The following is an 11,406-nucleotide window of genomic DNA, read 5'->3' as shown; positions in this document are numbered from 1 at the left end:
TCCCTGCGTTCGCGCATTTACTTCCCGCAGCAGCGCCGCGAGGGCGTCACGCTCGGCCTTGGCGACATCCGCTCGCACATATTCGACGGTTACAGCAACGGGCTGATCCGTTGACCACGTGATTTCAGCATCCTCCGCGTACAGTTCCGGGTACGGCAGATCGTAGTCATCCTCGTCATCGCTGACGCAGAGCCATATGCGTTTCAGTGCGGTGTCTGTCAGTACGCTCACGACGACTGTCCTCCAAAAGTTGCCTTGATACGCGACTTCAGCGACCACAGCGGATGGTCTGGGTTCTGCCACGGAGGGCTGAGGTTTTGTACACACTCCATTAGCAGAGAGCGTGATATTGCCAACTGGCGAGCGATGGCATCGCGTTCGTCCATCGTACCAATGTGGCGCTGATGCTCGTCGTGCAGATGTTGGCGTAGTCTGTTGCGCTCGCATATAACATCAATGACCTGTTTCACGCATTCTTCGTCGGTGCGGTTGTTCCGGTCACCAAACAGCGCGATGGCGATGCGGCCCATGACGTGCCCGTACGTTATTTCTTCTTCACTTCGCAGTTTTGCCAAGTCGCCAATCTGCGCGATGCAGCGGTCAAGCTCGGCGCGCAAAGAGCGAATTTCCGCCTTACGGCATAGTCCTAGTGCGTACTGATGACGGCACGGATACGGGCGCTCATCTGGAGCGCAGGTGCAGGGTCTAGTATCTGTCATGGTTGAAGCTCCATTGGCAAGCCAAGCTCAGTCGCAATCGGCCTGCCGTCGAGATGCACGACAGCGTGCCCGTTGCACTTCGGGCAGCACTTGGCAGTTTGCCCGTTGGAGTCCCAGACGTAGCCGTCCGGGCAGGCCGGACACGGCATCAAGCCGCCGATGTCGTCGTCGGTGATGTTCGGCAATCTCATTTCCATCCTCCCTTGCCGCGCAGCATGTTCCACATCATCCATGTCAGCACGCCCAGTCCCGTCAGCATAGGCACTGCCGCCACTGACAAGACGACTACCATGATGATCCTGTCTACCGGCCAGCAGTCCATAGGTTTCCTAGTCACTTTGCAGGCGTGACAGGCTGGCGCATGTCGTCAGCCGCTGCCGAGCCGTCAGGGTCAAGCGCGTCATGTAGCGGTTCCCACCATCCGTGTTGTGCCCACAGTCCAAGCCCGTCGCACTCGTACTCCTCGGCGTTATCAACGAGATTACGAGCGGCGATGAAAATCGGCTCAAGGTAGGCGATGCGTTCGTTTAGGGTTTTGATTTGCTGATACAGCGCCCAATCCTGCGCCGGCATGATGATTGGCGGAGGAGGTTGCAAAGCGGCCAATGCGGCAGCCGGATCGGTTATTTTCGCCATAGCGTACCGGTATGCGTCGCGCTCGTCTCTGGCGTGAGTCAACTCGATGTCGAGATCGCGCACTTCGTCCGCGAGAGCGTCACGCTCGGCGCGGAGCCGAATGAGTTCTAACAACGCCGGGTCTTTTGGCGGCAAGCCGTAGTTTTGTTTGCTCATGACCTGCCCTCCGCGAGCGCAGCGTCAATCAACGCCAACTCATCGTCATATATTTCTCTGGCGTCGAGCGAGTAAATTGTTTCGCGAGCGATCTGCAAAGCAGACAGCAGTTTGTCGATCTTGTTGTCCTGCACGTTGAGCATTTCTCGGGCTGCGTCAAACCCGGCGACCGACAACTGCAGCGCGTCCCGCTCGGCGCGAAGCTTGGTGATCGCGTCGGCGGTACGGACCAACAGCATTCCATCGCCACGGCGTTCATCTAATGACCACACACGCAGCCGTTGCATCAGTTCGTCATAGTCCATACATCCTCCACACCATCACCGCAATACCGCCGAGCAGCAGCCACACGGCGGCGCCCAGTACGACTCCCGCCACGATCCCGCGGGCGCTGCGACGATGCTGCGGCGTGTAGCGTATCGGCTTGTCCAGCACGATGCCGGCGTTCATCTGCTGCTTCTTCTGCCACATGGTCGAGGTGTGGTCGTCGAACGGCATATAGTCCCGCTTCGGCTGCAAGTGCAGCCGGCCAGGGTTCATGCAGGAATCCGTTCTCATGGCGCATCGGCCAGCAGCTTCGCCAGCTCGGTGAGTTCGGCCCGCTGCGCTTCGTCGGCGACGCTGCGGATCATGTCCACGGCCAGGGCGCGGTCGTCGTCGGTTTTGGCGTTCTCCAGGCGGTCGCGGACTTCGGCGTAGGTGTACAGGTGCAGACCCTTGCCGGCGTTCGGGTCGGGCGGTTGCGGGACAACATCAATCGCCGCTTGCCGCTTCGGCTTCACCTTGGCATTGATGGCGGCAATGGCCGGCGCTTCGGTTTCGAGCGGCGTCAGCGTCGCCGATCCTTCGATGATCCGCTCGGCCTCGTCCTGGTCGTAGATGCCGGAGTAGCCGAACGCCAATCTCGCGCACTGAATCATGCTCTTGTGACGGAGCATCCGGCGCGGGTGCGAACCCCACGGCCCGGTGCCGCGCTTGCACTCCGACAGGTACTCCGTCACGCGGATCGGGTGCGCGCGGTCCTTGCGGTAGATCGTGCAAGTGCAGGCTTCGTCGGTCTGCTCAAAGTCGATGCCGTCGAACTGCGGGTGTTCGTTGATGATGCGCGACCAACCATCGACGCCGACGACCGGGACGATGCCGTTCTGTTTGTCGGGGAAGGCGAAAATCTCGCGCGTAAGCGGGTTCAAATGGAACTGGTCGGCCACGATCATCAAGGCGAGCATCTGCTCGTTCGATACGTCGCCCTTGAACGCGGTCGCCTTGAGCGTCGAGTAAAGCTTGTTCGGGTCGACGCCGTAGCGTTCTCCCATGCGGACCATGACGGAATTCTGACGGGTTTGCAGTGCGACAGCTTCAGACATTGCGCTCTCCTAAACGTTGAAGGTCGTTGCCCACTTCGGCAACTTGATGACTTCGATGGTTTCGCTATAGCCGGGCCATTCGCCGGATGCCAGTGCGGCGGCGTAGCGTTCCAGCGCGATGTTCGCCAGATGCGCCCCGGCCAGGATGCCATTGGCCGGCAGGACGTAACAGGCGACGGCGAATGGCGGTTCGGTCTCGACGGCGATGAAGGCAAACGCTGCCGGCGTGGCGTTCAGGACGTGCTCGGCGCCGCTGAAGTAGAACGCCGCTTGCAAGTGGTACAGGTACTGCGCGATCGTCCGCGCGAAGGTCTCCGGCGAGGCGTCTTGGCAAGTCTTCAGGTCGATGACGACGTTGTGATTGAAGGCGTCGAAACGCGACTTGCACGGCACGTTGTACTTCCCGTCGCGCCAGAACAGCGACAACTCGCGCTCGCCGCCGTCGAGCAACTGCGCCGCGGCCGGATGCTTGCGCACTGCGGCGATGGTCTGCGCGCACCGCTCCCAATCGTCGGGCGATAGCACGACTTTGCCGGCATGGGCGGCGGCGAACGCCTCCGCTTCCGCCTTGCCGGCTGCCGTGCGCTTGTTGATCTCCGGCGCCACGACGACCGCCTCGTTGAAGGTGTCCGGCTCCAGCACGCCGGCATGGACGGCGGTGCCGAACTCCATCGCGGCCGAGGGCTTGCTCGGCTGCGTCCGCGCCAGGACGTAGTGCTGCGGCGAGCGCAGCATCTTCTTGGTGCCGCTGGCCGACATGGCTTCGATGGTGTGGTAGGTCGCGGAGGGTAGGTCGCGGAACAGTCCGGGGGTGAAGTCGGTCATGCCGCCTCTCCCGGTACGCCCCAGGTCGCCCGAGCGCCGTCGCAGATCCACAGCCGCCGCCTTCTCAAATACCTCACGGCCGCCAACCACCGCGCCTGGTGCCGTCTGCTATTCGGGTGCGCCGTCGCCGCCATCTGCCGCAGCGCGAGCGCGTTGACGCGCCGCATTTGGAATACGTTGTTCATTTTTTCTCTCCCGTCCCGTAGCCAAACGCTGCCGCCAGATCCAGCGCCGCCGCTTTGGCGTTGCCCCATGCCGGCGTCGGCAGGCCGACCTTCCGACTCTGCGGCTTGCGCTGGCGCTTATTCTTGCCGCCGGCCAGCCGCTCCTCGCGCTCTCTGGTGCGCTTCGTGTTACGTGCGGCTGATAGGCGGTGGCCGACGGTGATGTCCGCTTCTTGTTTCAGACAGCCGCAGGACTGCACGCGGCCGGCGTTGCGCTTCGCCGTCAGGTTGCCGGTCAGCGCGGTCACTTCCCGGCCGCAGGCGCAGAGGCACAACCAGCGGCCACGACGGCGGCCATCGGCCTGGACGTAACTCTCGACGCGGCGCAGCACGGTGAGACGGCCGACGCGAAGGCCGGTGAGGTCGGTGGCGCGGTTGCTGGTGGCGATCATGCGGCGTCCACCGCAAACAGGTCGCCGCTCTCGCGCAATGCATTTGCTAGATTGCGGGCCGCCTGCTCGTAATAGCTGCGCTTCAGCCTGACGCCGACGAAGCGTCGCTGCATTTGCAACGCGACAAAGCCTTCGCTGCCGATGCCGGCAAATGGTGACAGCACGACATCGCCTGGATTTGTCCATAGATCCACGCCGCGTCGGATCACCTCGAGCTGCAACGGGCAGATATGCCGCTCGTCGTCATGCTCGCGGGCGCTGCGGAATTGCAGCGTGTCATTCGGGTCAATGTCGGTCCAGATCGGCGACGCGATCTGCTGCCACTTGCTCACCGGGTATTGCTCTGGATCGTGGCGAACGCGATCGACCATTTCGCCCGGTGCGCGCATCGTCACTAGATAGTCGGGAATGCCTTGCCGCGACATGCAGGCGTTTTCGCGCACGGTCTTGTGCAGCAGCCCGAGCGCCTTAGTGCGCTGCATCGCGGTCACCGGGTCTTTCCAAATGCAGACTTCCGAGGCATAGATGAATCCGTGCGCCTGAAAGGCGCGGATCAGATCGCCGCGAAAGTCCTTCAGGCCGATGTAGCCGTCGCGCTCCTTGCCGGCCGGAAGCAACATGCAATGGAAGCTCACGTTGTGGCCCGGCTTCATCACGCGCCGCAGCTCGGCGATCAAGAAGTCGAATTGCCCGAAAAACTCGGCGTCGTCGCGGCAGTTGCCCATGTCGCGCGGGCTGTTGCTGTAGGTATAGAGCGACGCGAACGGCGGCGAGAAAATCGAATAGTCGATGCTCGCATCCGGCAGGCCGCGCAGTACGTCCACACAGTCTCCTTGAAACAAGGCGTACCCGTCGCCGACGGTTTGATCGAGACAGTTCATGCGGCCCTCAAAAAGTCGGGAATGGCGATGGCTTGCGCCGGCTGGTATTCGTTGGACTCGCGCACCAGGCCGAGGACTTCGTTGCGCACGGCGCCCAGCGTGGCCGACGACAGCGACTCGGACATCGACCGCGCGGCGACCTCCTTGCGCTGCAGGTTGGCGAGCACGGCGCCCTCGGTGGCGCTGCTGAAGATATGCACGTCCACCTGGCGCTGTTGCCCGAAGCGCCAGCACCGACGCACGGCCTGGTAGTACGCTTCATAGGAGTCGGTGACGCCGACGAAGGCCACTTGCGCGCAATGCTGCCAATTCAATCCCCAGCCGGCGATGCTCGGCTTCGTTACCAGCACGCGCGTCCGACCGTGCGCAAAGTCGTGCAGGCGCCGCTCTTTCTCATCGGCATCGTCGGCACCGCGAATCTCCACCGCATCCGGTATCGCCGCGCGCAGCGCGTCGCCTTCGGCATTGAGGTCGCACCAGATCACCCACGCGCCCGGCGTGCTGTTGACGATGGCAGCGCACTCGGCCACGCGATCGGCAATCGAGCCGCGGCGTGCGTTGCGGCGCTCCATGAGCGTTTGCGCCTCGGCGTGAAACAGGCCGTCAATCGGCTCGTGGCGCGGCTCGATGACGTGCTGCGCGATCGTCAGCGGCGGCAGCTCGTACATGCTTGCGTCGTGGCCGAGGTCGGCCGGCGAGCGCACCAGTGCGCCCCAGTGCGCGACCCACTGCCAGAACAGATCGCGGGCGTGGCCTTTCAGGCGCCATACCTGCGTTTCGGCGCCGTCATGGACGAAGAACTCGGCCAGCATCTCGACGCGGCTGCGGACGCCGAGGAATTCGGCGTGTGTGCCCAGCTCGGCCCAGTCATTCGGCGCTGGCGTCGCGGTGGCGCATAGCTTGTACGGCGTCGCGGCAAAGGCGTCGAGCAATTGCTGCAGCGTCTTGGCTGTGTGATGCTTGATGCAGGACGACTCATCGAGCACGACGGCCTGAAACTGCGTCGCGTCGAACAGGTGCAGGCGATCGTAATTCGTGACACAGATGCCGGGCAGCACGTCGCGCGCATAGCGGACGTGCGTCACCGGAACGCCGATCGCCCTGCCTTCCTCGGCCGTCTGCTGCGCTACGGCCAGCGGCGCCAGGATCAGCGTATTGACGCCGAGCCGGCGGCGCAGCGTGTCGGCCCAAACAAGCTGCATCCGCGTCTTGCCGAGGCCGGTATCGGCGAAGATAGCGGAGCGGCCACGCCGCAGCGCCCAGCGCGTGAGGTCGACTTGATGCGGCATCAGATCGTAGCCTGCAACGTCGTCGACGATGCCGGACGCCTGATGCGTGCGCGTCTTGGCGGTGATGTAGTCGGCGTAGCTCATAGCCAACCTGGCGCCAGTAGCGCCAGCACGGCGAGAAACGCCACGGCAAGAATGCAGACGTCGCCCAGGCGTTCGGTCCAATGCTCGCCGTTCTCGCTCATGGCAGATACCTCGCGCGAGTGAGGCGGCGGCGCGCTTCGGCGGCCTGGTCGCGCAGCTCGTCCAGCTCCACCCACACAATCCCGCGTCCGCCGCAGTGGACGCAGCGGTCGCCGTGGCCGAGGCCGCGGTCGTCGATGTGCGTCTCGCGCCAGCCGGTGCCGGCGCAGTAGGCGCATTGCGTCTGCTCGACGGGCTTGGGCGGCTCGGCGGTGGCGAGTTCGGGGTAGTCGTGCAGTAGGTTGGTCATGGCCTCACCGGATGATGAAATAGCCGCGGCCGGCGAGGCAGCCGCGAATGGTTACTTGCTGGTCACGAACGGCAGCAACGCCACCGGACACCGCGCCCTGGCCGCCGCCGAAGCCGGCGCCCCACGCGGCGCAGCTCCGGCCGCAGATCAGCGCGCCGATCAGGCCGCCGACCATCGCGCCGACCACTGCGCCGCCAGCGGCCGACGCGCCGACGTCGGACTGATTCGCCAGCCGGGCGCAGTCGGCGTAGTCGATTTGGTACTGCGCCATGTCCGTCCGGCCGGGGTCGACGAGTGTGTAGTCGGCTTGCGGCTGCGACGGCACGGTGGAACATGCCGAGATCAGCGCGGCAGCGGAGACCGCTGCGACTGCCTGGTGACTGTTCATTGCGTTCCCTCCGTTCGGTTGCCTTGCTGCGCCGTCTTACTGGCCTTGATCCCTTGCCGCTGCCGGCAGTGCCGGCCTTACGCTGCGGGTGTCTCGGTGTCCTGCTCGGCGGTCGGTGAGGCTTGATCCGACGATTGCAATTTAATACAGGTTATAGCGCCTGTCAATAGCAATCCAACAATAACCGTTATTGCAATTGCGCGGCGTCGGCGTTATGATGCGGCCATGTTGACTTCGGACGTCATTCGCCATTTCGGTTCGCAAGCGGCCACGGCGCGGGCTTTGGGCATCGCGCAGCCGGCCGTTTTCAACTGGGGCGAGCATCCGCCGCCGCTAAGACAGCTTCAGATTCAGGCACTTACCGGCGGCAAGCTTAAGGCCGCCGCCGGCATCTTGCCACGCAAGCGCCGCGAGGCTGCCTAGTGCCTTCCAAGCCCTCCGCAGATCACCCGACACCCGCGCCGAACTCCTCCGCGGCGCGGTTAGATGCGGACGGCCTTTCTATTCTCGACTCGCAGGCGTGGCGGCAGGTGTCGCCCTACGCCTGGCTCTACGGCCGCTGGACGATCTCCTGCGTGCGGCTGAATGGCAAGCTCACGTTTGAGCTGTGGCGCGGCACGGTGTTCTGCGCGCGGGCGGATGACGCGGCCACGCTGCGGCAGGTCGCGGCGCAGGGTGGGGGCGTGGCGTGAGCATCCTCTATGCCGGCCATCCGGCCATGCCTGGCTGATGAAGCTACTCGGCCTGCCGAAGCCGTCGTCGAGTTCACGCTGCACTGCAAAGTCGGCGCTTCGCCCAGCACAACATCGCCGAGATCACTTGCCGCTACTTTCCCGATGCGCCGACGCGCGAAGCGTTCGATATCGTAACGACGCGCTTTCGCTTGGTTCCGGTAGACGAGGTAAAGCGTGAGTCACTACCGCATGACGCCACAGGACTACCTGCGTCGGCAGGCAATGAACGGCGCCAACCGCGGCGCGACGGCGAAGATCAAGCCGACCACCGACCGGCTGCGCATCGTGCTTCCCTGGCCGCCCACGGTGAACCATTCGACCGGGCCAACCGCCAGCGGCGGGCGCTACCTGACGGCCGAGCACCGCACGTTCCGCAACGAGGTGAGCCTGCGCGTCATCGCCGCCGGCTCGCCGGCCTTCGGGCCGGATGCGCGTTTGGCGGTCGACATTCACCTGACGCCGCCCGACCGGCGACGCTTCGACCTCGACAATCGCTTGAAGGGAGCAATCGACGCCCTGCAGCTATCCGGCGTGTACGAGAACGACGAACAGATCGATGAGCTGCGCGTGGTGCGCGGCGACGTTGTGATACCTGGCGAGGGCAGCGCCGTGGTGACGATCAGCGAGAGGCGATAAGTGGCTAGGGCGCGCAACCTGAAACCGTCGTTTTTCACGAACGACAAACTGGCAGAACTTGATCCGTTGGGACGCCTACTGTTCGCTGGTCTGTGGACGATCGCTGACAGGGAAGGGCGTCTCGAGGACCGGCCGAAGCGCATCAAGGCCGAGATCCTTCCCTACGACGACGCGGATGCGGACAAGTTGCTGCTTGACCTGCAAGCCGCCGGATTCATCATGCGCTACAGCGTCAACGGCGGGCGGTTCATTCAGGTGCTGGCCTTCACCAAGCACCAGAATCCGCACGTTCGGGAAGGACCTAGCACCATACCAGCACCGGACAAGCACAGTGCTAGCACCGTGCCAAGCCCGGAAATTCAGGAACCAGCCCGGCTGATTCCCCCTTCCCCTATCCCCTTCCTGATTCCAAGAAGGTCAAAAGCAAACCGTCGGCACCGGCTGCGCCGTTGCCTGAGTGGTTGGCGGCCGAAGATTGGGAAAGATGGCGAAAGCACCGCGGCCGCAAAGCGGAAGGCGAGGCCGGGCGGCTGCAGATCGCCAAGCTCGACACGCTACGGCAGCAGGGGACACGACCCGCCGGCCATGATCTCGGCGGCAATCGAATCGGGCTGGGCGACGTTCTACCCGCCACGGGCGCCGCCGATGCAGCTCAACGGCAGTGCAGCGCAGGGCAGGGCCGAGGTAGCGGACTTCATTTTCAAGCGGGGCAGGCATGGAAGTGGTGAGCAGAAGCCGGGAGCCGAGCGCGACATCACGGGCGAATCCGAGCGCGTTGCCTGAGCAGTGGATCGATCGCCTGTTCGCGCGCTTTGCGACCATGTACGGCAAGCATTGGCTTGAACTTTGGGCGGGCGTGCCGATGGAGGCGGTTAAGGCGACATGGGCCGACGATCTCGGCGGCATCAGCGGCGAGCAAATCCGCAGGGCGTTGGACCACTGCAAAACGCATTCGACGTTCCCGCCGACCTGTCCAGAATTCGTTGCGTTGTGCCGGCAGTTCCGCGACACGCCAGCGACGACGATCTACTTGCCCGCGCCGCGCGGTGAGCTTCCTGAGCCAACGAAAGCGATTCTCGACGGCTACCTTGAAGGAAAGCGGAAGGACTGCAAAGCATGGGCGCGCAAAATCCTGGAGGAGTCGGCTGCTGGGCGCGTCTATCCGAGCATCTCCATCGAGTTCGCAAAAGAGGCGCTGGGAATAGCAGCGTGAGTGACGCACCAGATCCTCTGCCCCACTGCCTGCGCTGCCGCCACAGCACCCAATTCGGCGCCGGCAGCAGCGAGCCGATTCTGTGGTGCCGGCTGCAGGAGGCGACGTGCAAGGGCGCGTGTCCAGGCTACGAACGCTATCCAGGCTGCGAGGGAGACGACGATTGAACGACGCCGCCGACCGCGCCGACAGCGACATCGAGGTGGAGCTTGACGCCGCCATCCACGCCCGCAAGTCGGAAGGCCCGCCGGCCTGCGGTGCCTGCCACTACTGCGGCGAGTTGCTCGCGCTGGGCCTGCGCTGGTGCAGCCGGGAATGTGAAGCGGGTTGGGAATATGTGCAGGAGCGGCGGGCGATGAATAGGGGAAAAACGCCATGAAGATCGACATCCGCCACGACCTCGAGCCCCTGATCCGCAACCTGGACCTGCGCCGGGACCAGGTGCCGTATGCCGCCAAGCTGGCTCTGGACGCGACCGCCAAGGCGACCAAGGCCGCCGAAATCGAGGAAATGAAGCGCGTCTTCGATCGCCCGACGCCGTACACGCTCAACGCCATCTTCACCAAGAACGCCACCAAGCAGAACCTCGAGGCGCGCGTCTGGCTCAAGGATGAGTCGATCGTCGCCGTCGATCCGCACTACCTGACGCCGCAAATCGTTGGCGGCACGCGGCCAGTGAAACGCTTCGAGAAGATGCTGCGGCAAGTCCTGGTCGTGCCCAAAGACTTCGTCGCCGTGCCGGGCGACGCCGCCAAGCTCGACGAGTACGGCAACATCAGTCGCGGGCAGATCCAGCAGCTGTTGTCCTACTTCCAGGCGTTCTACCTGTCCGGCACCGAGTCGAAGAACCTGGACAAGAAGAAGCGCGACAAGCTGGCCCGTGGCACCAAGACCAAGCAGGGCTACAGCTACTTCGTCGGGCGTCCAGGCGGCGGCAAGCTGCCACCCGGCATCTGGCAGCGCTTCCAGTTCGCGGCCGGGTCGAGCATCAAGCCGATCATCATCTTCGTCGATCACACCGCGTACAAGAAACGCCTCGACTGGTACGGCGTCGCCGACAAAGTCTACCGCGCGACTTTCATCCCCGAGTTTCACGCGGGCTATGCCAAAGCGATGCAGACGGCGCGGGGCATCAAGTGATGCGCTGCAAGCAGAAGCAAAAGATATCAGCGCAAAAGCATCGCCGCCATTGGCGGCAAATTGGTATCGACGCTTTGGGTGGGTGTTGTTCCCGATGCGGCTTTGATGATGTGCGCGCGCTTGAATTTGACCACAAGACTGCCGTGCTAAGAAAAAGCAGCGGCGTCGGATTGAAAGACTCGATAGTGGAAATTCGCCGCACGTGTTTGGATGGAACGGTCACAGACGTGTTTCAACTGCTCTGCGCCAATTGTCACGCTATCAAGACGAGAGAGTGCGAGGAGTGGTTGCTGCGCCATTCTTCAGCAAAGACAAAGAAGTGCCCCATCGACGTGCAATTGAGTCTGTGGTGTTGATCACAGACAAAACGTCTGGG

21 protein-coding genes are annotated in these 11,406 nt (G+C 63.6%); 8 read left to right on the top strand and 13 right to left on the bottom strand.

Going from position 1 to position 11,406, the window contains the following annotated elements; genetic code table 11:
• The 13 genes from IPM06_20720 to IPM06_20660 form a co-directional block, all read right to left on the bottom strand.
• Positions 1-231: hypothetical protein (locus tag IPM06_20720; protein ID MBK8772834.1), on the bottom strand; the 231-nt coding region annotated here is incomplete at its 3' end.
• On the bottom strand, positions 228-617 hold the full coding sequence (locus IPM06_20715) for a hypothetical protein (GenBank protein MBK8772833.1): 390 nt from the start codon (positions 615-617) through the stop codon (positions 228-230). The genes IPM06_20715 and IPM06_20720, both read right to left, overlap by 4 nt.
• 98 nt (positions 618-715) lie before the next feature.
• Entirely contained in the window at positions 716-952 is a 237-nt protein-coding gene (locus IPM06_20710; protein ID MBK8772832.1) for a hypothetical protein, read from the bottom strand.
• 100 nt (positions 953-1,052) lie between these two features.
• Positions 1,053-1,511 carry a hypothetical protein gene (locus IPM06_20705; GenBank protein MBK8772831.1) on the bottom strand — a complete coding sequence of 153 codons (459 nt, stop codon included), beginning with the start codon at positions 1,509-1,511 and terminating at the stop codon, positions 1,053-1,055.
• A complete protein-coding gene (locus tag IPM06_20700; GenBank protein MBK8772830.1) occupies positions 1,508-1,816 on the bottom strand; it encodes a hypothetical protein in 309 nt (102 codons plus the stop codon). The genes IPM06_20705 and IPM06_20700 overlap by 4 nt, the downstream gene beginning before the upstream one ends.
• Positions 1,806-2,069 (bottom strand): hypothetical protein, encoded by a 264-nt coding sequence (locus IPM06_20695; GenBank protein MBK8772829.1) that lies wholly within the window; start codon positions 2,067-2,069, stop codon positions 1,806-1,808. The genes IPM06_20700 and IPM06_20695 overlap by 11 nt, the downstream gene beginning before the upstream one ends.
• Positions 2,066-2,875 (bottom strand): phage recombination protein Bet, encoded by an 810-nt coding sequence (bet, locus tag IPM06_20690; protein MBK8772828.1) that lies wholly within the window; start codon positions 2,873-2,875, stop codon positions 2,066-2,068. The genes IPM06_20695 and bet overlap by 4 nt, the downstream gene beginning before the upstream one ends.
• A 9-nt stretch (positions 2,876-2,884) precedes the next feature.
• Positions 2,885-3,700: a PD-(D/E)XK nuclease-like domain-containing protein gene (locus IPM06_20685; GenBank protein ID MBK8772827.1), complete on the bottom strand. Its 816-nt coding sequence runs from the start codon at positions 3,698-3,700 to the stop codon at positions 2,885-2,887.
• 181 nt (positions 3,701-3,881) lie between these two features.
• Positions 3,882-4,316 (bottom strand): hypothetical protein, encoded by a 435-nt coding sequence (locus tag IPM06_20680; GenBank protein MBK8772826.1) that lies wholly within the window; start codon positions 4,314-4,316, stop codon positions 3,882-3,884.
• Positions 4,313-5,197, bottom strand: coding sequence for a site-specific DNA-methyltransferase (locus tag IPM06_20675; protein MBK8772825.1), 885 nt, complete (start codon positions 5,195-5,197; stop codon positions 4,313-4,315). Before IPM06_20675 ends, IPM06_20680 begins: the two co-directional genes overlap by 4 nt.
• Positions 5,194-6,570 (bottom strand): helicase, encoded by a 1,377-nt coding sequence (locus IPM06_20670; GenBank protein ID MBK8772824.1) that lies wholly within the window; start codon positions 6,568-6,570, stop codon positions 5,194-5,196. The genes IPM06_20675 and IPM06_20670 overlap by 4 nt, the downstream gene beginning before the upstream one ends.
• A gap of 97 nt (positions 6,571-6,667) precedes the next feature.
• Entirely contained in the window at positions 6,668-6,919 is a 252-nt protein-coding gene (locus IPM06_20665) for a hypothetical protein (GenBank protein MBK8772823.1), read from the bottom strand.
• Between the two features lie 4 nt (positions 6,920-6,923).
• Positions 6,924-7,307, bottom strand: a complete 384-nt coding sequence (locus IPM06_20660) for a glycine zipper family protein (protein MBK8772822.1) — start codon at positions 7,305-7,307, stop codon at positions 6,924-6,926.
• A 225-nt stretch (positions 7,308-7,532) separates the two neighbouring features.
• Here IPM06_20660 and IPM06_20655 point away from each other — a divergent pair, with 225 nt between their 5' ends.
• The 8 genes from IPM06_20655 to IPM06_20620 all read left to right on the top strand — a co-directional run bounded on the left by IPM06_20655 (position 7,533) and on the right by IPM06_20620 (position 11,386).
• Positions 7,533-7,730 carry a Cro/Cl family transcriptional regulator gene (locus IPM06_20655; protein ID MBK8772821.1) on the top strand — a complete coding sequence of 66 codons (198 nt, stop codon included), beginning with the start codon at positions 7,533-7,535 and terminating at the stop codon, positions 7,728-7,730.
• The gene (locus IPM06_20650) at positions 7,730-7,999 is read left to right on the top strand and encodes a hypothetical protein (GenBank protein ID MBK8772820.1); all 270 of its coding nucleotides are present in this window, start codon (positions 7,730-7,732) and stop codon (positions 7,997-7,999) included. Before IPM06_20655 ends, IPM06_20650 begins: the two co-directional genes overlap by 1 nt.
• Positions 8,000-8,230: 231 nt before the next feature.
• Positions 8,231-8,677: a RusA family crossover junction endodeoxyribonuclease gene (locus IPM06_20645; protein MBK8772819.1), complete on the top strand. Its 447-nt coding sequence runs from the start codon at positions 8,231-8,233 to the stop codon at positions 8,675-8,677.
• The gene (locus IPM06_20640) at positions 8,678-9,460 is read left to right on the top strand and encodes a hypothetical protein (GenBank protein MBK8772818.1); all 783 of its coding nucleotides are present in this window, start codon (positions 8,678-8,680) and stop codon (positions 9,458-9,460) included.
• The gene (locus IPM06_20635) at positions 9,453-9,890 is read left to right on the top strand and encodes a hypothetical protein (GenBank protein MBK8772817.1); all 438 of its coding nucleotides are present in this window, start codon (positions 9,453-9,455) and stop codon (positions 9,888-9,890) included. Before IPM06_20640 ends, IPM06_20635 begins: the two co-directional genes overlap by 8 nt.
• 163 nt (positions 9,891-10,053) lie before the next feature.
• Positions 10,054-10,269, top strand: a complete 216-nt coding sequence (locus IPM06_20630; protein MBK8772816.1) for a hypothetical protein — start codon at positions 10,054-10,056, stop codon at positions 10,267-10,269.
• Complete coding sequence (locus IPM06_20625) at positions 10,266-11,030, top strand: hypothetical protein (protein ID MBK8772815.1); 765 nt, start codon at positions 10,266-10,268, stop codon at positions 11,028-11,030. Before IPM06_20630 ends, IPM06_20625 begins: the two co-directional genes overlap by 4 nt.
• A complete protein-coding gene (locus IPM06_20620; protein MBK8772814.1) occupies positions 11,030-11,386 on the top strand; it encodes a hypothetical protein in 357 nt (118 codons plus the stop codon). The genes IPM06_20625 and IPM06_20620 overlap by 1 nt, the downstream gene beginning before the upstream one ends.
• The last annotated feature ends 20 nt before the right edge of the window (positions 11,387-11,406 follow it).

The sequence above is a fragment of the Hyphomicrobiales bacterium genome, assembly GCA_016710435.1.
In the GTDB taxonomy this organism is placed as follows: domain Bacteria; phylum Pseudomonadota; class Alphaproteobacteria; order Rhizobiales; family Aestuariivirgaceae; genus Aestuariivirga.
This window is presented reverse-complemented; position numbering and strand designations above follow the sequence as displayed.